This is a genomic window from Thioalkalivibrio sp., assembly GCF_007692535.1.
GTDB lineage: Bacteria > Pseudomonadota > Gammaproteobacteria > Ectothiorhodospirales > Ectothiorhodospiraceae > Thioalkalivibrio.
In genome coordinates this window covers 24,800-46,439 of sequence record NZ_REBW01000144.1, presented here as the reverse complement: position 1 = coordinate 46,439, position 21,640 = coordinate 24,800, and the positions used below count along the sequence as shown (strand labels likewise).

Sequence of the window (21,640 nt, the reverse complement as noted above, 5' to 3'; positions counted from 1 at the left end):
CCCGTCGGGTTACGCCCTTTGGGCTAACCCGACCTACAGTTTGCGGCTTTTCATCATCAGGGGTGCCGCACCCCCCAACGGCATGAAAGTTAGCGTGAAAGTTCTGTAGGTCGGGTTAGCGTAGCGTAACCCGACGTGCCAGCGGTCAGCCAGGGACGATGCTGCCTGGCAGCCGCAATCACCGGAAGCGGTCAGCCGCGTCCCGAAATGCCTTGGCCATGTCGTCCCACGCCAGTTCCATCCCTTCCCGCAGTCGTTTCCAGGACTCATCGCTGGCTTTCTGCAACTCGCGCAGGCGTTCCTCGACCTGGTTGCGCTGCTCCCGCAACTCCTGGATCTGCTCGTCGTATTTCAACTGCCACTCCGCTTCGGCCTCCCGGGACTTCGCCTCCAGCTTGTTCAGGTCGGCATTCCACTCATCCAGCTTGGCCTTCATCTTCTCGGCATATTTTTCACGGTCGTTCATCGCTTACTCCTCTCCTCGTGGCTATTCCCCGTAACAGGCGGCCCAGGATGTCCGTGCCGGTCAATACACGGGGCCGGTCATCCCACAACAGGACGACGTCATCCTCAACGATATCGTCGCCCTCAGGTCCGGAATATAGACGGAAATGCTGAATCAGCTCGCCCAGCTTGGTGTCACCGCGCCGCACCAGGATTGGGCGATGGCAATGTCGAAAGGGGTTGAACCGGTCGGGATCGAACAGCGCCTCGCGCATGAAATCGTCGGTACTCAACACGAGTCGCGGCCGCTCTGCCTGGTCGAGGATGACCGCCCAGGTCTTGCCAGAACGGTTGAGCGCCTGGAGGAACGGATCCTCCGGGCTGGGCGAGATCACTGGAAATACCGGGTGTGGTCCATCGAACTCCAGACGCAGCAGACTCTCCCTGTCGATCAGCTCTCCCTCCTCGTCCAGGGGCACGTCGTCGAGCTCAAGAAAATTGAGCGCGCCCTGCCCCTCCACACGGGCAATTTCGGACTCGGCAGACTCCATGTGCAACTGGATCAGTTGCCGCAGGTCCCGCTCGGGAAAATAACGGATGCTCTCGCCGCCGAGCCACGCATCGAGCACCCAGGCCGTCGGCCGCGCGACCGGGTACAGAAGCACCTGGTAGAAACGCAGGACGGGGGTCAGCATCGACGCCATGCGCAGCGCATTGCGGGTGAAATAGGACTGCGGAATGATCTCTGCAAAGATCGTGATCACCACGGTCGAAAACAGGAACGCGGCCACGCCGGTCAGCACCGAGCCCGAAAGCAGGGCCAACAGCACATTGACCGCGACGTTCCCCCACAGAATCGTCACCAGCGCGAAGTTGGCGTCTTCGCGCAGCTTCAGCACACGCGCGGCGCGCTCATCCCCCTTGCGTGCAGCGACCTCGAGTTCGAGTTTCCCCAGCGAGAACAGACCGAGATTCAACCCGGAAAGCATCGCCGATTGCGACAGGCAGAGCAGAATCCCGATCCAGGTCAGCAGGGTCATCCGGTCACCTCGGAATGCGCCCACAACTGGGGCGACAGAAAGGCCATCACGATACTGGAGGCCACCCCCCACTGCTTCGAAGAAGGCGCCATCCACGCGCACCTGCGCGATCCAACGAAGGCCGCAAACGCGTTCACGGCGCTCAGGGGGAACTGTCGCGTTTCCTCGCGGGAGCCGTCACCCCACCGCTCGATGCGCAAGCTGCGAACCTTGGTCTCAACGCGATATGCTCGCAGGCACGGCAAACGGCCCCGGGAGCCAACAGCGAGGAAAGAACCCCTGCAGCCGCCTGCAAACCCTACCTGGAGGAGCCACGATCAACGGCGATATCACAGCATTCTACGCCCTCGGCATCGCGCTGGGTCTTGGCCTGGTGATTGGCCTGGAGCGTGGCTGGAAAGGACGGGAGCAGGAAGAGGGACAACGGATCGCGGGTATCCGTACCTTTGCGCTCATCGGTCTTCTCGGCGGCGCCTGGGGTTTGCTGGCTCACGAGACCGGAACAGCCATGCTCGCGGTCGCGTTTGCGAGCCTGGCAGTGGTCCTGGCGGTCGCCTATGCCCTGACACAGCATCGCGTTCAGGATCCTGACATCGGCATCACCGGCATTATTGCCGCTCTGCTCGCGTTTGCCTTCGGGGCCATGGCGGGTCTGGGGCATGGGGCACTGGCTGCCGCCGGCGCGGTGGTCACGACCATCCTGCTCGGCGTGAAGCCGACCTTGCATGCCTGGGTTAGCCGACTGGAGGAACGCGAACTGTACGCGGCCCTGAAACTGCTGGTGATTTCGGTCGTGATCCTGCCTCTGCTGCCGAACGAAGGCTATGGGCCCTGGGAGGCTCTGAACCCGTACCGGATCTGGTGGATGGTTGTCCTGATCACCGGGATCTCTTTCGTCGGCTACTTCGCCATGAAGATCGTCGGAGAGCGCAAGGGCATCGTCGCCACGGGGCTTTTTGCGGGACTCGCTTCGTCGACGGCGGCCACCGTCAGTCTCTCCCGCATCGCCCGCAGAAGTCATGGTGCCGAGAACCTGCTGGCAGCCGGGATCCTCGTGGCCGGCGCGACCATGTTTCCCCGCATGCTTGTGCTTAGCAGCATCTTCAACTGGTCATTGGCCACCGCCCTGCTCTGGCCGATGCTGGCCATGAGCGTCGTCAACTATCTCGCAGCCGCGCTCTTCTGGCATTGGAGCGTGCAGGGTTCGAAAACGGCAAACGCGCGGCTGCAAAATCCCTTTGAACTCCGGCCCGCCCTGCTGTTCGCGGCCCTGCTCGCAGGGCTGATGGTGCTTTCCAGGGCTCTCTCGGATCGATACGGGGACACCGGCATCTACCTGTTGTCGGCCGTCTCGGGCCTCGCCGATGTGGATGCGATCACCCTGTCGCTGGCCAACATGGCGAGCGAAGATCTCGCCACTTCCACGGCCGCCCTCGCAATCCTGATCGCGGCGTTCGTCAACGCCTGCGTGAAGGCAGGGCTCGCGGGGGGAATCGGGGGAGTGCGTCTCGGCAGCCGCGTTGGTGCGTCAACACTATTCGTAATCGCTACCGGCTTGACGACGTGGTGGGTGTTCCTTTGACAAACAACGGATCCGGGCGACAGCCGTCTAGTGGGCCATGCGGAAAGTTCGATGACTATGGAGCACAGCCAGACGCGCCGGAGCAAGGCGGGCAAGTGCAGGAATAGCCACTCTATTTCAAACTTGCCCAACGCAGCGCCGGCGTGTCTGGCGCCGCGATCTGATACCGAACTTTCCGCATGGACCACTAGGGCTTCTGACGCACACCACGCCTGGAAGCCCGTTTTTGCCCCCAAAAACACCCCGATAAGGCCAGAAAAACCGCCCAAAAACACCGTTTTTTTATTTTATTTCAATGGCTTGGCTTGGTCCGACCCCGCGGGTGTCATCCATGACCAGTCGAGTCGTTCGGGGTGCTCGATGTACTGGTCACTGTCCTCGACCACTTTTCTCAGGAAGGAACGTCGCATTGTAAATCGGCTGTCCGGGTCGTACTCGCCTTCTTCCACGGGTCCGAATTGGCCATCAACGAACCGGGTGGTGTACCAGCCAATCGTTTCCTGCGAGTCGTCGACCAGCCTCAGGGTGATGACCCGGTTCGACGTCACCTTGATCACCAGCGACTCGACCAGAGTGATGACCGGGTTCGCATTCGGCGTCGCCAGGGCTGTATTGCAGACATTGAAGTACCACTTCACGAGATCGAGATTGCTCAATTCGTCGCTCATCGTTCGCTCCTGATTACGTCCAACTGGCAGCATTGGCTTCGTCTTCCCCGCCGGCTGCCACAATGGCCTGCAAAACCGCGGACGGATCCATCCCATGGAACCCGTTTTCACGACCCAGCTGTCTACAACCCAGTGCGCCGCAGCATGGTCTGCTACTGAATGACTCCGTACGATCCAGAAGATCGGGCAGCATCGAAACACGCACCCCGAGCGCGTCCTGCACGCCGGCATTTAGTCGACGAGCATGCCCGCAAGACGCGTACGCGCGCAAGGAGCGCACGCGAGCAGGAAGGCCAAACGGTGAATCCCGGACTTCGGTCTGGACGCCGCAAGGATGCATCGGCACCCTGTAGATCCGGGTTGTCTCAAGACTTTAATGGACGCAGGCATGACAGTATGGGATTGGTTCCGCAATAGGCCGCACCGCGTGTTCGTGGTGGTGCTCCTCGTTGCATACGTGCTGACAGGCGTGTACCACGTCTACAAGCCCCTGCCTGACGGGCTCGATGTCGCGACTCCCTACCGAGCGGCTGAGGCCGTGGAATTCCTGGTCGACAGCACTTGGCTGGATACCCGCGGCGAACAGCATACCCACCATGAGATCTTCGACGCCGCACTGGAAATGGTTGCGCGGGCACAATCGCTGGTGGTCGCGGATTTCTTTCTCGTCAATCAGTTTGCCGGCACTGTCGATGACGGGCACCGCCCGCTCTCAAGCGAACTCGTGGATGGCTTGACGGAGCGTCGCGCACAAGGACCCGAGAAGCTTGAGGTGCTCCTGATCACTGACCCGTTCAATACCCTCTACGGCGGCGTGAAGCAGCCGCTGTTTTCGCGGCTGGAGGCGCATGGAATCCGCGTGATCGAGACCGATCTGCGGGTCCTGCGTGATTCCAATCCGTTGTGGTCCGCCGCCTGGCGCATCTGCTGTCAGTGGTTCGGTAACGATTCGAATGGGGGCTGGCTGCCGAACCCGGTAGGCGAGACGCCCGTCACCATCCGCACCTATCTCGCGCTTCTGAACTTCAAGGCGAACCACCGCAAGACGCTGGTTACGGACGGGCCGGACGGCTGGACCGGCTTGGTGACCTCGGGCAATCCGCATGACGCCAGCAGCCGGCACGACAATATCGCCGTGCGCTTCCGAGGCGACGCGGCAATCGACCTGTTGCATACCGAACGCGCGGTCGTCGCATTCTCGAACGGTACCCGAATCGCCTTTCCGGATCCCATCACGGACAACGGCGCTGTCGATGCGCAAACCCGGGTCCGCATTCTGACGGAATCACAGATTCGCGATGCCACCCTCGAGATGATTGAAGCCGCCGGGGACGGCGATCGACTGGACCTGTGGATGTTCTATCTCTCGCACCGGGCCGTCGTCCGGGCCTTGGTCGCCGCGCAGCAGCGCGGGGTCGAACTGCGGCTGCTTCTTGATCCGAACCGAGACGCGTTCGGTCGCGAAAAGCGGGGCATCCCCAACCGGCCGGTCGCCAGGGAGCTGCATGGAGCCGGCGTGCCGGTACGCTGGTGCAACACCGAAGGCGAACAGTGCCACGCCAAGATGCTCCTGCATCGCACCCGCAATGGAGACGCCACGCTGCTCGCGGGCTCCGCCAACTTCACCCGGCGCAACCTCGACAACTTCAACCTGGAAACCAACGTGCAGGTCCGGGCCGACGCGAAGACGGCGGTGATGGCCGATGCCGCCGACGTTTTCGACGCCCGCTGGAACAACGAGCCGGACCGCATCCACAGCCTTCCCTACCGCGAGCATGCCGATGACTCCCGCCTTCGCTACTGGCGCTATCGGCTGATGGAAGCCACGGGCCTTTCGTCGTTCTGAACCGTCCCGTGAGCGCAGTGGCTTCAACATCGCAGGCAGAAGAAGGCCAGGGTCGACACTGGCAGCCCAAGTCCCACAGGCTGCTCGGTCAGGCCGCTTTTTCCTCGCTCAGGTCCGACTCGCGATCCGAGGCCAGCCATGGCCTCGACGGTCTCGTCAGTGGGTTCAGCGCGCCAGGACCGCCCGCTTACTCCTCCTTTGATGGCTTGCCGCTTGACGTCATCTTCCAACACCTGTGCATGAGGGAATTGCGGCGAGTATAGCGAAGCCTCCTTCAAGACCCGAACGCGCGTGATGTGCGGTCCGCCGTCATGACCGGTCATCCAGCCTGCCTCTTCGCAAGAGATGAACCGTGTAGACGCCGACCAGGATCGAGGCCAGGCCCGAGACAACGAAGATGTGGCCCGGGGTGGCGCCCAGCGGTCCGGTCAGGATCCAGAACAGCACGGGCGCCATGAGCATCGCCGAAAAAGCCAAGAAATTGCTCGCAGCGATGAACCGGGCGCGCCGCTTGGCCGGACTTTCATTCTGGAGGTAGGCGGAAATCGGCACGATGAAAAAGCCCGCGCCGACACCCAGCAGAAAGGACAGGACGAGGGTAGCGACATAACTGCCGCCCGCAAGGAAAAGGAGGGAGCTGAACACGCCCACGGCAAGCATTCCGGCGGGTACGTGCCTCATCTCGATCCGGCCTCCGGCCAGCTGGCCCGCGGCGATGCTGCCGACGCCGATCCCCACCGCCAGCAGGGTGAGGATGATTCCGGTCCGCATCTCGCCCACCTGTAACTGGAGTTCCGCGAACATCGGCACGTTCAGCTGATACAGGGTTCCCAACGCCCAGAACCAGGCGATTCCCAACACGACCAGAAACAGCACGCGGAAGCGGTGAATCTCCCCAATCGCCGCCCCCACATCGGCGAGCGCGTTCAGGCGGAAGGGCGCCGGATCCCCCTCGGCCTCGGTGCGGGTCACGAATAAGCTCGAGATCAGGCCCAGGAGGGAAAAGACCACGATCACCGTCGCAGGCATCCACAACGCGTCACCCGCCCATTCCATGATGAACCCGGCCAGTGCCGTGCCAAGGATGATCGCAAGGAAGGTCCACAGCTGCATGTGGCCATTCGCTCGCGACAGTTCCTCCTCACGAACGACCTCCGGCAGGATCCCGAACTTCACCGGGCTGAAGAACGCGCTTTGCATCCCCATCAGAAACAGGGCGATGAACAGACCGGGCATATTCTGCAGCACCAGCATCACCGCGGCGGTCATCAGAACCACGGCCTCGGCCGCCCGGGTGCTGACGATCACCGCCTTCTTGCTGTAACGATCACCGACATATCCCGCATAGGGGGAAAACAGCACGAATGGAAGCAGGAAGATGAAGCCGATCAGGCTGTAGTAGAAGGTTCCATCCCCTTCGGTGACATACACGCGTAGCGCGAGAAAGAGGAAGACGAGCCGGAAGAAATTGTCGTTCAGCGCATTGATGAACACCGTGATCATCAAGGCCACGAAGCCCTTTGTTGCGATGCCTGAGGAACCGCTCATTCCAGTCGCTCCTCACCCTATTCCGGGTTTACAGAGGCCAGCCGTCTGACGCCGACGGTGTCCTTCTCGGGGGTCGGGTGGCTAACGAGGACACCGCAGTTGGCATGACCGGGCTGCGGGACATCGTCTTCCGCCAGCTTGAGGATGCCCGGAAGCCGCGGCCGGGCGCAACTGGACGGGTGACACAGGGACCCCCGAACCGTCATTGAATAACCCAACTTCATTTTGTTATGGTTTTGGCAAAGATCCGCGAAAGCGACATGCAGTCACCAGCCTTTCGCGAGCGTTGCGCAACTGCCGCTGAGTTGCAGCCGAACACCTGGTTGCGGGGAACACAATCTCCAGCTTCAGCGGAAAGGGTTGACCACGGCCGAAGTGGCTCAGGGGCTTTCCCGACATCACCGACCAGGCCCGTTGCACAACCCACCAGCACCCATCCATGCACGAACATGACCCAAGGAGACTCCAAGCATGACTGGAAAACTTTCACTCGCCGCCGTGGGCGGCTTCATCCTGGGCGTCATCGTCATGTCGGTCGTCACCTTCACGGGCGCCCCCGAGCTGATGGTCATCGAGGACGAGAGTCGTCACAGCTTCGATGAGACGATCGAGTTGATCGAGAGCCATGCGGAAGAGAAGGGCTGGGCAGTGCCCAATGTGCATATGCTGCACGAGCCTGTGAGGGCTGAGGGGTACGACGTGCAGCGAGTCGCTGTCATCGAACTCTGCCAGCCCCATCACGCAGCCGAAATCCTGGCAGATGACCGCGCCAAGGTCGTCACTTCCATGATGCCCTGCCGGATATCGGTCTATGAGACGGAGGACGATCGCGTGATCGTTTCGCGTATGAATACCCGCATGATGGCAGAGATGTTTGGCGGCACGGTTGCTGAAGTCATGCCCGCAGCAACGGAGGAGGTGGAGGAGGTCCTTGCCGCCGTGCTCGGCGACTAGGACAGGCTGCTAGACGTTCCGCTCTACGGGCACCGGTCTGTCACGGGCACCGGTCTCGCGCCGCAGTGCGCGTGAAGTTATTCTCGTCTGCGATCGACGCCGCCTTCGGGCGCACTTTCAGGACGGCCGGACACGCCCGCGATGCCGGTATTCCTGGGTGACATCGCACAGGAGGGAAACACCATGCCGCAGCTGATCCTTCTCCGCCACGGGGAAAGTTCATGGAATCGCTCCAATCGGTTCACCGGCTGGACTGACGTGGATCTGACCGACACCGGCCGACAACAGGCTGCTGATGCCGCCGCTGCGCTGGCGTCGGAGGCTCTGACGCCAGACCTTTGCTTCACGTCCGTGCAGATCCGGGCCATCCGAACCCTGTGGATCGTGCTGGACGAGATGCATCATGCCTGGCTGCCGGTGGTTCGCGACTGGCGCCTGAATGAACGCCACTACGGCGCGCTGCAAGGGTTCGACAAACAGGAGATGGCGGATCTCGCAGGCAAGGAGCAGGTCCACGCCTGGCGCCGCTCCTGGGACGTCCGGCCACCGCTGCTCGATCCCGAAGACCCACGTTTTCCCGGCAAGGATCCTCGGTATGAGGAAGTGCCCCGGAAACAACTGCCGCGCGGAGAGAGTCTCCAGGACACCGTGTCGCGGATGAAACCAGCCTGGGAAGGCCCCGTGATGCAGGCCCTGAAAAAGGGCCGCACCCCGCTGGTTTCGGCACACGGCAATTCGATCCGCGGCATGGTCAAGCTTCTGGATGACATCCCGGACGAGGTCATCCCTCACGTGGAGATCCCGGTGGGCGTCCCGCTCGTCTACGATCTCGACGGAGACTTGCGGCCGCGGTCGAGCCGCTACCTCGGCGAAGTCCCGGACGGTGTGGAGCTTCCGCGCGAAATCGCCGAAAGAATGCGACGCTGATTGATCCGTTTGCCAGTGCGGTCAGGACCGATTCAAGCGGGTGGAACCGGCTCGGGATGAAGCGGACCAGGACCGCGCCCTCGATCTTCTATGGCCCATCCGGACGATTCCTTCTCCAAAAACGAGCGCCGGTTATTTGGCTCATGGGTACAAATACGCCGGCCAAAGAGACCACATAAGCAACCTGATGATCACGAATCCTTCTCAGGCAAGGATAATCGCATTGACCGCAGCGAAACCGCCAAAATCTTCACGCGCAAGGCGCGCTCCTACAACGGCAAAGACCCGTTAAGAGCGCGCCTTGCGCGCGAAGGGATGCTCTGCGGAGCTTCCGTGATCATCAGGATGGGTAATGACACCCCTTGCCCCCGGTCGGGTTGTTCGTGAATTCTTTTCCTAGCGCGACACCGCCAGAATGGATGTGTGGATACGTGCTGTCATACGGTCCAACTGAAGGAGATTCGAAAAAATGACGACGGGCACAGTGAAATGGTTCAGTAACGAGAAGGGGTTTGGGTTCATCACCCCAGTTGGCGGTGAGAAGGACGTTTTCGTCCATCACAGCGCAATACAGGGATCAGGCTTCAAGTCCCTGACCGAGGGTCAGACAGTTTCGTTCGAGGTCCAGCAGAGCCCGAAGGGCCCGAGCGCTGCGAATGTCGTCCCCCAGTGAGGGAGACCACGTTCACACGGACGGCCCGGCCTGACCGGGCCAGGTATATCCGCGCAGACGCCGGGTCCACCCTGGGGACAGCATGAAGATCGGTGTATTCGAGATTGAGTCATGGGAGCGCGAGGCGTTCGAGAACCTCTCGCAGGAACACGAACTGGTCTTCGACGAGCGGGAACTCGATGCCGAAATCGCAAAGGAGTATGCAGATCTTGATATCGCATCGGTGTTCATTTACTCGTCTCTCGATGCAGAAGTTCTGCAACAGTTTTCCCAACTCAAGCTGATCACGACGCGTTCGACCGGCGTGGATCACATCGATGCCGATTACTGCCGGGAACACGGAATCGCGGTCGCCAGTGTTCCCGATTACGGCACCCACACGGTGGCCGAACACGTCTTCGCGCTTCTTCTGGCGATCAGCCACAAGCTGATCGAGGCAGTGGACCGAACGCGCCGGGGAGATTTCTCGCAGCAGGGCCTTGTCGGTTTCGATCTGGCCGGGCGAACCCTCGGCGTGGTCGGCACCGGCGACATCGGGCAGCACACGGCGAGAATTGCGAAAGGATTCGGCATGAAGGTCCTGGCGTACGACGTCGAGCCGCGGGACGAACTCGCCGACGAAATCGGCTTCCGGTATGTCGAGCTCGCGGAGTTGCTCGCGAACTCGGACGTCGTTTCGCTGCACGTACCAGGGTCTGAAAAGACGGAAAACCTGATTGGGGCCGAGGAGTTCGCGAAGATGAAGCACGGGTCGGTCCTCATCAACACCGCGCGCGGCAATATTGTCGATACCCGCGCAATGCTGAGGGCGCTGGCAGACGGGACGCTGCGTGCCGCCGGCCTCGACGTTCTGGACGAGGAGCCGATTGTGAGGGAGGAAGCAGAACTGCTGCATTCCTATCACCGCAAATCCCATAAAATGGAATCGATCCTGGCCGATCACATTCTGCTACGGGTGGGGAATGTGATCGTAACCCCGCATACGGCATTCAACACCAAGGAAGCGGTGGAACGCATTCTGCAGACCACCCGCGAAAACATCGTGTCCTTCATCGAAGGAGAGGCACAGAACCGCGTTGTCAGCCCGAAGGAATGACCGGATCGTCACGCAAGCTGCGCAGGCCGTTCCGTCGTACAGAATGCACTCTCCGCCTTAGCCTTCCCCGATAGGACGCGAGCCCTCTCGCCGATCCGGCGCCGGAAAATCCCATCGACCAGGGAATGGCCTTCTACGGCCGCGGGCATCCGGCCCCCGGCGGATTATCGTGCAGCTCGCCTGCGCTGTTATGGGCGCAGTGTTTTTTCCAGGAAAGTCAGGAATGATGGAAGCGGAAGCGTCTATGGAGTGCGGCGGCTTGCCGCCGCTGTGGGGATCTGCTGTGTAGGGGAAGGACATCCACTTCGTTGCCTACCAGAACAGGAGCAGCAACCCGGCCGCGAGACAGACCACGAGCATCGGGATGATGGTTTCTCGAATGACCTGACCCTCACGTGCCTCAAGCCCTGCCGCTCCTGCCGCCATGGCGATGTTCTGCAACGAGATCATGTTGCCGACTCCGGCGCCAACGAGTTGCAGGGCCAGAATCGACGGTACCGCCATCGATAGCGCGGTTGCCGTATCCAGTTGCAATCCGCCAAACAGGAGGTTGGAAACCGTTGCGCTCCCGGTCATGAACGAACCCAGGGCCCCGATGAAGGCGCTGACGAGCACGAAGGTGTCGTTGAATATCCCTGCGAGCCCTTGCCCCAGCACTTCCGGGATCGATGGCAGTTCAGCGGCGTTGTTTCCAGACAGCAGCAGAAGCTGGGTCATCGCAATGATGAACAAAAGCACGACCGCGGCGACCCGGAGCTTCTGCCACGTCGACGCCACGGCCTTGCCCAGGGTCTGACGACTGACCTGAAACAGAAGCAGAGCGGTTATCAACGCGAGGCCGAAATAGAAATACGGCGTGTACAAGGGTGTGAGGCTTTGACTCAGTTCCACCCCCCGGAAGTCGTCCAGCGAGAGGCTGACCGATTGCAGCATCTCCCGTAACGGCATCACAGTCCGGGACAGAATCAGCGCAACGGCCATCACCGCGAACGGTACGAACGCGTACATGACCCGGCTCATCGGCTTGCGTTCCCTCGCTTCAGCGCGCGCGGAATCCGGGAGCAGGAATCCGTGATGGGCGGCATAGGCGATGACCACAATCGCGGACGCTCCCCCCACGATCGCCGGCAATTCCGGTCCGACCAACCAGGCCACCAGAAGGTATGGGATCCCGAAAGCGAGAGCCGAGAACATGGCGAACGGCAGGAATTCCCGGAAACGGCCCTTCTCGTGGTCCAGAGTGACGACATAGATCATGAACGCGGTGATGAACAAAGCAAACACCGCGTGAAGCGCCGCAGCGATCAGGACAGCCTCGGCCACCGCGTCTTCTTCCAGGCCCAGGCCCGCAAGCCCGATGATCACCGGCGTTCCCGCTGCACCAAAGGGAACTGCCGTGCTGTTGCCGATCAACGCAACAGCGACGGCCTTGAGCGGCTTCATTCCGAAATACACGAGCAAAGGTGCTGCCAGTACCGCCGGAGTCCCAAACCCGGCGATACCCTCGATGAAGCCGACCAGCCCCCACCCCAGAAGCATGGCCAGGACACGCTGGTCCCGGGAGATCGCCCCGATCAGCGATTTGATCGCGTCCATTTGCCCCGTCTCGATGGTGACGTTCAGGACCAGCAACGCCAGGGCCACGATCAACATGACTTCCACGAAGACCACCAGGGCCTCGAGCAGGCTCGCGGCGACGACCTCGCCCGACACCTGCCACACCACCAGCGCAATCACCAGTGTGCTGATATACGCAAGCGGCGCCGCCTCGTAGGCCGGCCGCCGCAGGGGCACCAGCAGCCCGAACAGTGCGACGAAAGGCACCAGCGTGATCCAGAAATATGTCACTCAGCGATCCCGCAAGGCTTGGCTGAGGACATACAGTGGACCGGTCGTGCCGGCAGGCTTGCCGTGGTTCAGGATGTGATTTCCTCCACCTCCGGTGCCTCCAGCGATTCGTCGGGAACGGGCCCGAACTCGAAGTGCAACGCCTGCAGGATACGGTTGTATTGCTCCAGCAGCGCCTTTTGGTCCCGGGCGCCCGTATGGACATGGGCGATGTCGTAGCTGTAGCTGTCCTGCTCGAGCATCTCGGACAGACGCGTCCCCTGTTCGACCTTGAGTTCGATCAGCGTCTCCGGAAACTCTTCCTGGATCTGCTGGAGATCGGCGAAGTTGGGAACACGGGTGACGACTCCATCCTCGAACACCCGGACGTGAAACTTCGCGGCGCACCCGAAGCGACCACGCCGCAACGGAAAGTCGGGCTCTCTTCCCAGCGCAAGTTCGAGCATGATCTGAAAATTGGAGGCCCCATCCACCTTTTCGAACATGTCGCTGTGCGATTGCGACAGGCGTGGGTTGATCTCCAGCAACATGAGCTTCTCGGTCTTCGGCTGGTAAAAATACTCCACGTTGTACGTTGCGTTGTCGTACCCGAGATGAGGAAGGAGCGTGTCGGTCGCTTCGCGAATCCTCTCCTTCACCCGTTTCGGAAGAAACGACGGATACTGGTAGCGAAGAAAGGACGAGCGCTTGGGATAGTTGATCGAATCGATGATCCCGTGGTGCCTCGGTTCGCCGTCGAAGACATATCCCTCGATCGTGCACTGGCGACCGCCAACCGATTCCTCGATGATGCAATGGTGACCACCGATGCCGGCAATCTCTTCCGGAAGGTCGGCATGGGAGAGGATCTGGTCAAAAGGTCTTCCGATCCGGTCGATCCGTTCCCGAATCCTGCCGATGCTGTGGTCCAGTTCACGCCGGTTCCGCACCTTGAAGGCGAGTAGCGAGTCCGTCCCCTTCACCGGCTTGATCCAGAAGGGGAATGGGATGTCGATGCCGTTGACCGATGCATCGTCGAACGGATCCACCGCACCGAAGCGCGGGGTCATGTCAGGGATGACCTTGCGCTGCTCGATACGGCTCCAGTATTTGTGCTCGCAGCGCAGGACGCTCTCGAGCGAAGGGGACGGAAGCCCGTATTCCCGGCAGAGAATCGGAATCATCGCGGTGACCGGAAAATCCCAATACCCGAGGATGGCATCGATCGATCCGTCGAAGGCCTGAAGACGTTCCCGCGCCTTCTCAAGGCATTGCTCGACCGGGTAGAAGCCTTTTCCTTTTACTTCCCCAAAGCTGAGCAGCTCGTGGAGTTGATAATCGGCATCAATCTCGACACTTCTCATCTTCTGCATGTTGAAGGGATCAGCGCCGACAATAAAAACGTTTTGTGACACATCGACTCCTGCTTTCGTTACATTGTATCGTAACCGTGATTTGCGGCCTGCACCGTGACGCGCACCAAAATGCCGCACATGCTGGGCAGACCTGCGCAGAATTGTTTCCCTCAATTATAGTATGTTCGAACTGCGTCGTGAAACGACCCAACAATCCGGGGATGAAATCTGGATTTCTATTTTTGTAAATAGGTAAGACTACACCCCGGAGTGGAGCATTGAAGCTCTGATTGTCCAGGAATGCGAGTTCGATGGGCTTGAGGCCAACCGACCACCGATGCCGCTCCATGGGGAGACAGGTCATTTCCGCCTCTACTCCCAATCCATGGGCCCAAGGCGTATTCTGGTTCCGGGCGGTTACCGCGGGGAGGCGACACCGAACCGCGAACCGCCGGCTTTTACCATCTTGAGCGCGCCCGGAATACACGACCGGGCACAAGGAGGCCGCGTGTCACGGAAATCCACGACCCGTCCGCCCGACAGCCCAGCCGTATTGCCCGGAGAGCCCTACCCCCTCGGTGCCAGCTTCGATGGCAAGGGCACCAACTTCTCACTGTTCTCCGAGGTGGCGGAACGGGTGGAACTCTGTCTCTTCGACGCCAAGGGCAGGCAGACCGCATCTCACGACCTCACCGAGGTCACTGCTCTTTGCTGGCACGGCTACCTGCCCGGCGTCGGTGTGGGTCAGCGGTACGGGTACCGTGTGCACGGCCCGTGGGATCCCGAGCAGGGCCACCGCTGCAACCCGGCGAAGCTTCTGCTCGATCCCTATGCAAAGGCGGTGGACGGCGCCGTTGAATGGGACGAAGCGGTATTCCCGCATCATTTCGATGATCCGGAGGACTCCTTCAACGACGCAGACAGTGCTCCGTTCGTTCCAAAGTCGGTGGTCATTGATCCTGAATTCGACTGGGAACACGACCGGCATCCGCATACCCCCTGGCACGAGACGATCATTTACGAGACCCATGTGAAGGGGCTGACCGTCCAGCACCCGGCAATTCCGGAGGAGCTGCGCGGCACCTACGCCGGCCTCGCGCATCCGGCCATGATCGAATACCTGACCGATCTCGGCATCACCGCGGTCGAACTGATGCCGGTCCACCAGTTCATCCACTACGCGTTTCTCGAAGAACGCGGCCTGCGCAACTACTGGGGATACAGCAGCATCGCCTACCTCGCCCCTCACAACGAATACGCGGCCGACGGGTCGGATGGCGGCCAGGTGCGGGAATTCAAGACCATGGTCAAGGCCCTGCATCGGGCCGGACTCGAGGTGATCCTGGACGTCGTCTACAACCACACCAGCGAGGGCAACCACCTGGGCCCCATGCTGAGCCTGAAGGGAATCGACAATGCAGCGTACTATCGTTTGGTCAACGAGAATCCCCGCCACTACATGGACTACACGGGGACCGGCAACAGCCTGAACATGCGGCACCCGCACGTGCTGCAACTGATCATGGACTCGCTGCGCTATTGGGTGCTGGAGATGCATGTCGACGGTTTTCGCTTCGATCTGGCGTCCACGCTGGCCCGCGAACTCCACGAGGTCGACCGGCTCTCGGCGTTCTTCGACATCATCCAGCAGGACCCGGTCATCAGCCAGGTGAAGCTGATCGCGGAACCCTGGGACCTCGGAGAAGGCGGCTACCAGGTCGGCAACTTTCCGCCCCTGTGGTCGGAGTGGAACGGCAAGTACCGCGATACCGTCCGCGATTTCTGGCGCGGCGAGGACCAGACCCTCGGGGAATTCGCCTACCGGCTCACCGGCAGTTCCGATCTGTACGAATTGTCCGGACGCTGGCCGCACGCGAGCATCAACTTCGTCACCGCGCATGACGGGTTCACCCTGCGCGACCTCGTCTCCTACAACGAGAAGCACAACGAGGCCAACGGTGAGGACAATCGGGACGGCGAGAGCCACAACCGTTCCTGGAACTGCGGCGCCGAGGGGCCGACGGACGACCCGGAGATCAACGCGCTGCGGCAGCGCCAGCAGCGCAATTTCCTGGTCACGCTGGTGCTGTCCCAGGGCGTCCCCATGCTGCTCGGAGGAGACGAAATCGGCCGCACCCAGGAGGGCAACAACAACGTCTACTGCCAGGATAACGAGATCTCCTGGTACGACTGGGAAAACGTGGACGAAGATCTCCTGGCATTCACGCGCCGCCTGATCCGATTGCGCCTGGACCATCCGGTGTTTCGGCGCCGGCGCTGGTTCCAGGGCCGCGCGATCCATGGGGATGATATCAAGGACATCGCCTGGTTCACTCCCGATGGCGTACAGATGGCGGAAGAACACTGGGGCGAGGGCTCTGCCCAGTCGCTAGGGGTCTTCATCAACGGGCGCTCGATCACCACTCCCGATCCCGAGGGCGAGCGCGTACTCGACGACGGCTTCTATCTCATCTTCAACGCTCATCACGAAGCGCTCGACTTCGCGCTTCCCGGCGCCGAGTGGGCGGAGCAGTGGATCCAGGAACTCGATACGAATTCCGGTTGGGTCGATGACGAGGAGAAAATGCAGGCTGGCAGCACCCTACGCGTCCAGCCCCGTTCCATCGTGGTGCTCCGCTGTGCCTGCTGAACCGCTGGCCACCTACCGGCTGCAACTCCACCCCGGCTTCACGCTGGACGACGCATCCGACGTCGTCCCCTATCTCGCGCAACTCGGCATCAGTCACGTCTACCTCTCCCCGTTCCTGCAAGCGGCGCACGGCAGCACCCATGGCTACGATGTGGTCGATCCCTCCCGCGTGAACCGGGAACTGGGTGGAGAAGAGGCACGCCAGCGACTCTCCGCCGCGCTGGACAACGCCGGGATGGGTCAGGTGCTGGACATCGTGCCCAATCATATGGCCATCGCCGGAGATCAGAATCCCTGGTGGTGGGACGTCCTCGAGAACGGTCCCTCCAGCCGTTATGCGCTCTACTTCGACGTGGACTGGGAATCGTCGGAGGAACGCTGGCCGAACAAGGTCCTGCTGCCGGTGCTGGGCGACCACTACGGCCGGGTGCTTGAAGCGGGCGATCTGCAACTCCGTTTTAACGAGGGCCTGTTCACTCTTCACTATCACGAACACCGTTTCCCCATCGACCCTTCCTCACTCAGCACCCTTCTGCAGCGCGTTTACCGCCGCAGCGGTCTGGAACTGCTCGGCTTCCTGGCGGAGTCCTGCGCACGCCTGCCACGCCCCCAGGTCACCGCACTTGACTTGATGGAAAGACGCCAACGCGATCAGCAGGTGATCCACCGGCTCCTGGATGAATCGTTCCGGAAGGACGCCGAGGCCCGTGCCGCGGTCGAGAGCGAATTGGGTTGGATCAACGGCGACGCCGATGCCCTGGATGCATTGATCGACAGGCAGAACTACCGGCTCGCCTGGTGGAAGACCGCTGCCCAGGATCTCGGCTATCGAAGGTTTTTCGATATCAATGACCTGGCGGGATTACGTGTGGAACGGCGCGAGGTTTTCGAGGCCATCCACGCCCTGCCGATCCGCTGGGTCCGGGACGGAACGGTACAGGGCCTTCGCGTCGATCACCCCGATGGGCTACGCGACCCGGCCCAGTATTTCCGTCGTCTGCGCGAGGCCTGCCCCGGTGCCTGGATCGTTGCGGAGAAGATCCTCGAAACGGGCGAGCAACTGCGGGAGGACTGGTCCATTGCGGGCAGTACGGGTTATGACTTTCTGAACCGCTTGCAGGGACTCTTCGTCGACCCATCGGGCGAGTTGCCGTTGACCTGGCTTTACGAAGAGATCTCGGGTGATTCGGCGGATTTTCATGCCTTGGTTCTCGAGAGCAAGCACCAGGTCCTTCGCGAACTGCTGGGCAGCGAACTGCAACGGCTGGCCTCGCTGTTCGTCACGATCTGCGAAAGGCACCGTCGGCACCGCGACTACTCGCGCGAACAGCTCTACCAGGCACTCCTCGAGGTCGCGACTTGCTTCCCCGTGTACCGGACCTACGTGGCGAGTGGCAGCGACGTTACCGAAGCAGACGCGGGCTATGTCTCCACGGCCATCGATCAGGCCCGGAGCCAATCGTCGCAATTGGATGACGAGTTGCTGGACTTCCTTCAGGCACTCCTGTTACTGCGTGTGGAAGGTGGCCTGGAGACGGAATTCGCGCTGCGCTTTCAGCAGCTGACAGGCCCGGCCATGGCCAAGGGCGTGGAGGACACCGCGTTTTACCGGTTTCATCGCCTGGCGGCGCTGAACGAGGTCGGAGGCGATCCCGAACGATTCGGGATGTCCGTGGACGACTTTCACCAGGCATGCCTGCACTCCTGTCGCCGGCATCCCACGGCCATGCTCGCGAGCTCCACGCACGACACCAAGCGCAGCGAAGACGTACGGGCACGGCTGCTGCTGCTGTCGGAGATTCCCCAGCTCTGGGGCCGGGCGGTGCGGGACTGGATTCACCACAATGCTCGCCATCGCTCGGGCGACTGGCCCGATCCCGCGACCGAATACCTGCTGTATCAGACGCTGATGGGCACCTGGCCCATCGAGACCGAGCGCGTGACCGCTTACCTGGAAAAGGCGGTGCGCGAGGCCAAGCACCACACCAGCTGGACGCAACAGAACCCCGACTACGAACGGGCGGTACAGGAGTTCGCGAGCCGCCTGCTGAGCGATGCGGAATTCAGGGAGAAGATGGAAACCTTTGTGGCGCCGCTGGTCTCCGCCGGCCGCGTCAACAGCCTCGCACAGACGCTGATCAAGTGCACTGCCCCTGGTGTTCCCGACATCTACCAGGGAATGGAGCTCTGGGATCTGAGTCTCGTGGATCCGGACAATCGCAGGCCGGTGGATTTCGAACGGCGGCGCCTCCTGCTCTCGGCACTCGACACGCCCTCGCCCGCGCAGATCCTGGCGCGCGCGGACGAGGGACTTCCGAAGTTATGGGTCCTCCGCGAGGCGCTGGCGCTGCGCCGCAAGCGACGGGAGGCATTCGGTCCCGAAGGCGCCTACGAGCCGATCGCGCCCCGAGGGGAAAAAGCCGCACATGCGGTTGCCTACCTGCGCGGTGGCGACGTGCTGGTCCTGGTACCCCGGCTGGTCCTGGGGCTGGACGACGACTGGAAGGATACCGTGCTGCCGCTACCGCCGGGGCGATGGAACAACCGCCTCTCCGGCGCTTTGCTCGAGGGTGGGGACCAATCGGTCGCCGAGATCCTTGCGCCGTTTCCCGTGGCGCTGCTGGAAAGAGTGGAGGAGAAACCGTGACCCTGTTGAAGGTCTGGGCACCAAGCGCTGAGAAAGTCGTGCTCGAATGTGCCGGGTCCCAAACGCCGATGCTGCGCCGGGAGGACGACTGGTGGACGGCCGAATCCGGTGCCCTGGCGCATGGAGTGGACTACGCGTTCCATGTCGACGGAGAGGGGCCCTTCCCGGATCCGCGCTCGCCATGGCAACCCTTGGGTGTACACGGACCCTCGCGCTGGGTGGAACACGACACCTTCGAATGGAGCGATGCGGGTTGGCGAGCGCCGCCCCTTTCCGCGGCCGTGATCATCGAAATTCACGTCGGCACCTTCACTGCCGAGGGCAGCTTCGACGCGGTGATCGACAGGCTGGACCACCTGGTCAAGCTGGGCATCACGCACCTGGAACTGATGCCGGTACAGGAATTTCCCGGGGAGCAGGGCTGGGGTTACGATGGCGTCGATCTGTTCGCACCCCACCACGCCTACGGCGGGCCGGATGCGCTGAAGCGACTCGTCGATGCCTGCCATCGCCGCGGGTTGGCCGTGCTGCTCGACGTGGTCTACAACCACCTCGGCCCCGACGGCAACTATCTCGCCCGTTTCGGCCCCTACTTCACCGACGCCTATAGCACGCCCTGGGGCGACGCGGTCAACCTGGACCGTGCTTACAGCGACGAGGTTCGTCGTTTTTTCATCGACAATGCCCTGATGTGGCTGCGGGACTATCATATCGACGGGCTCCGCATCGATGCGGTCCACGCCATCGTCGACACCTCGGCGATACATTTCCTCGAGGCCCTGTCCGACGAGGTGCGAAGGCTCGAAGCTGGTACCGGGCGCCCCCTGGTGCTGATCGCCGAGAGTGACCTGAACGATCCGCGGCTGGTACGCCCGGTCGAGGTCGGCGGCTACGGCCTGGATGCGCAGTGGAACGAGGACTTCCATCACGCCCTGCATGCCGCCCTGACCGGGGAAGCCGATGGCTACTACGCAGACTTCGGCCAACTGGAACCGCTCGCGCGGGTCCTGATGCGCGGATTCGCATACGGCGGAATCTACTCCCGCTACCGGCGGCGTACCCATGGCCGTCCGGCGAACGGATTGACGGGCCGACGCTTCGTCGGCTGCCTGCAGAATCACGACCAGATCGGCAATCGCGCCACTGGCGAGCGCAGCAGCCACCTCCTCTCCCCAGGGTTACTCAAGGTCGGCGCGGCGCTGGTCCTGACGTCTCCGTTCGTACCCATGTTGTTTCAGGGCGAGGAATGGGGCGCGAGGAGCCCGTTCCTGTACTTCACCGATCACCACGACCCGGAACTGGCGGCTGCCGTGCGCGAAGGCCGTCGGGAGGAATTCGCGGCCTTCGGCTGGGATCCCGAGAGCATTCCCGACCCCCAGTCGCGGGAAACCTACGAACGCTCCCGGCTCGACTGGGATGAATGCTTGCAGGGACCGCATGCGGAAATCCTGGATTGGCACCGAGCACTCATCGGGTTGCGCCGCAGCGACCCCGCCTTCGCCGACGACCGCCTGCAGGAGGTTAACGTCCGGTTTGACGAACAGCGTCGCTGGCTGATCCTGGTGCGCCCTGAAGTGACGATCGCCTGCAACCTTCACCCCGAGCCGCAATCGGTGGAGTGTCCTGAGGCCCGCGGGCAGCAGCTGCTGTTGCGGTCCGGCCCCGGCATCGACTGGCAGGGCGACACCCTCGTGCTTCCCGGTGAATCGGTCGCCGTCCTGGGTGTCGGCCGGTAGCCCCTTGACAGGGTATACTTTATATATATAAAAGACTTGGCGATTCTTTCTATATTCAAGTGGAAGTTCTGACAACCGGGATCACACGGCGGCGCGGACCACCCCGTCGTCTAGGGTGAATCCGCCCGCCGCATCATCGGATCATCTGAAACGATCCGCAGCGTCCCGAAATGCCTTCGTCATGTCATCCCATGCCGATTCCATCCCGTCACGCAACCGCTTCCAGGAGTCTCCACTCGCTTCCTGCATCTCCCGAAGCCGTTCCTCGGCCTCATTGCGCTGCTCACGCAGTTCTTCGATCTGCTTGTCGTATTTCACCCGCATGTCGGCTTCGGCCTCCTTGGACTGTGCCTCCAGCTTGGCAAGATCCGCGTTCCACTCTTCGATTTTTGCCTGCATCTTTTTCACATATGCATCGCGATCGCTCATCGTCATCTCCTTTTTGTCGAGGGGGAAACCGGACCGCCGCAGCTGCGACGACCGATTTGGCATGAACCTGTCCGAGCCGATCCACACAGGCCACCAGGCCAAACCCAGTGCTGTGGATCGGCCTCGATTCCCTTATGTATAGAGGCCGACACCGAAATCTTCAAAGCCTTTCGTGTTCCTGATTGCCCGTAGGAGGCGAGCCCTCTCGCCGATCTGGG

16 protein-coding genes are annotated in these 21,640 nt (G+C 61.7%); 9 read left to right on the top strand and 7 right to left on the bottom strand.

Features of this window, described 5'->3' with window-relative positions:
- Window positions 1–178: 178 nt before the first annotated feature.
- Both EA346_RS07955 and EA346_RS07950 read right to left on the bottom strand, forming a co-directional pair.
- Entirely contained in the window at window positions 179–466 is a 288-nt protein-coding gene (locus EA346_RS07955) for a hypothetical protein (protein ID WP_296757327.1), read from the bottom strand.
- The gene (locus EA346_RS07950; RefSeq protein WP_296757326.1) at window positions 453–1,484 is read right to left on the bottom strand and encodes a DUF21 domain-containing protein; all 1,032 of its coding nucleotides are present in this window, start codon (window positions 1,482–1,484) and stop codon (window positions 453–455) included. The genes EA346_RS07955 and EA346_RS07950 overlap by 14 nt, the downstream gene beginning before the upstream one ends.
- 226 nt (window positions 1,485–1,710) lie before the next feature.
- Here EA346_RS07950 and EA346_RS07945 point away from each other — a divergent pair, with 226 nt between their 5' ends.
- Window positions 1,711–3,066: an MgtC/SapB family protein gene (locus EA346_RS07945; protein ID WP_296757324.1), complete on the top strand. Its 1,356-nt coding sequence runs from the start codon at window positions 1,711–1,713 to the stop codon at window positions 3,064–3,066.
- A 287-nt stretch (window positions 3,067–3,353) separates the two neighbouring features.
- On the opposite strand, the gene EA346_RS07940 is transcribed toward EA346_RS07945, so the two are convergent.
- A complete protein-coding gene (locus tag EA346_RS07940) occupies window positions 3,354–3,734 on the bottom strand; it encodes a hypothetical protein (RefSeq protein ID WP_296757323.1) in 381 nt (126 codons plus the stop codon).
- Window positions 3,735–4,122: 388 nt separating this feature from the next.
- Here EA346_RS07940 and EA346_RS07935 point away from each other — a divergent pair, with 388 nt between their 5' ends.
- Window positions 4,123–5,580: a phospholipase D-like domain-containing protein gene (locus EA346_RS07935; protein WP_296757321.1), complete on the top strand. Its 1,458-nt coding sequence runs from the start codon at window positions 4,123–4,125 to the stop codon at window positions 5,578–5,580.
- A 309-nt stretch (window positions 5,581–5,889) separates the two neighbouring features.
- Here the strand turns inward: EA346_RS07935 and EA346_RS07930 are convergent, their stop codons facing one another.
- Window positions 5,890–7,128, bottom strand: a complete 1,239-nt coding sequence (locus tag EA346_RS07930) for an MFS transporter (protein WP_296757320.1) — start codon at window positions 7,126–7,128, stop codon at window positions 5,890–5,892.
- Between the two features lie 471 nt (window positions 7,129–7,599).
- Here EA346_RS07930 and EA346_RS07925 point away from each other — a divergent pair, with 471 nt between their 5' ends.
- From EA346_RS07925 to EA346_RS07910, 4 genes are all read left to right on the top strand, one after another.
- Window positions 7,600–8,082 (top strand): DUF302 domain-containing protein, encoded by a 483-nt coding sequence (locus tag EA346_RS07925; protein WP_296757318.1) that lies wholly within the window; start codon window positions 7,600–7,602, stop codon window positions 8,080–8,082.
- 183 nt (window positions 8,083–8,265) lie between these two features.
- Window positions 8,266–9,009, top strand: a complete 744-nt coding sequence (gene gpmA, locus EA346_RS07920) for a 2,3-diphosphoglycerate-dependent phosphoglycerate mutase (protein WP_296757317.1) — start codon at window positions 8,266–8,268, stop codon at window positions 9,007–9,009.
- Window positions 9,010–9,478: 469 nt separating this feature from the next.
- Window positions 9,479–9,682: a cold-shock protein gene (locus tag EA346_RS07915; protein ID WP_296757316.1), complete on the top strand. Its 204-nt coding sequence runs from the start codon at window positions 9,479–9,481 to the stop codon at window positions 9,680–9,682.
- Window positions 9,683–9,764: 82 nt separating this feature from the next.
- Entirely contained in the window at window positions 9,765–10,778 is a 1,014-nt protein-coding gene (locus EA346_RS07910) for a hydroxyacid dehydrogenase (RefSeq protein ID WP_296757314.1), read from the top strand.
- Window positions 10,779–11,090: 312 nt separating this feature from the next.
- On the opposite strand, the gene EA346_RS07905 is transcribed toward EA346_RS07910, so the two are convergent.
- Together EA346_RS07905 and EA346_RS07900 are read right to left on the bottom strand one after the other, a co-directional pair.
- Window positions 11,091–12,626, bottom strand: a complete 1,536-nt coding sequence (locus tag EA346_RS07905; protein ID WP_296757312.1) for an L-lactate permease — start codon at window positions 12,624–12,626, stop codon at window positions 11,091–11,093.
- A 68-nt stretch (window positions 12,627–12,694) separates the two neighbouring features.
- A complete protein-coding gene (locus tag EA346_RS07900) occupies window positions 12,695–14,020 on the bottom strand; it encodes an ATP-grasp domain-containing protein (protein WP_296757310.1) in 1,326 nt (441 codons plus the stop codon).
- 448 nt (window positions 14,021–14,468) lie between these two features.
- Here EA346_RS07900 and glgX point away from each other — a divergent pair, with 448 nt between their 5' ends.
- The 3 genes from glgX to treZ are packed head-to-tail and all read left to right on the top strand — an operon-like array spanning window position 14,469 to window position 20,993.
- Window positions 14,469–16,610, top strand: coding sequence for a glycogen debranching protein GlgX (gene glgX, locus EA346_RS07895; RefSeq protein ID WP_296757309.1), 2,142 nt, complete (start codon window positions 14,469–14,471; stop codon window positions 16,608–16,610).
- Window positions 16,600–19,257 carry a malto-oligosyltrehalose synthase gene (treY, locus tag EA346_RS07890; protein WP_296757307.1) on the top strand — a complete coding sequence of 886 codons (2,658 nt, stop codon included), beginning with the start codon at window positions 16,600–16,602 and terminating at the stop codon, window positions 19,255–19,257. The genes glgX and treY overlap by 11 nt, the downstream gene beginning before the upstream one ends.
- Window positions 19,254–20,993 carry a malto-oligosyltrehalose trehalohydrolase gene (treZ, locus tag EA346_RS07885; RefSeq protein ID WP_296757306.1) on the top strand — a complete coding sequence of 580 codons (1,740 nt, stop codon included), beginning with the start codon at window positions 19,254–19,256 and terminating at the stop codon, window positions 20,991–20,993. Before treY ends, treZ begins: the two co-directional genes overlap by 4 nt.
- A gap of 141 nt (window positions 20,994–21,134) precedes the next feature.
- Here the strand turns inward: treZ and EA346_RS07880 are convergent, their stop codons facing one another.
- Window positions 21,135–21,422: a hypothetical protein gene (locus EA346_RS07880; RefSeq protein ID WP_296757304.1), complete on the bottom strand. Its 288-nt coding sequence runs from the start codon at window positions 21,420–21,422 to the stop codon at window positions 21,135–21,137.
- Window positions 21,423–21,640 lie beyond the last annotated feature (218 nt).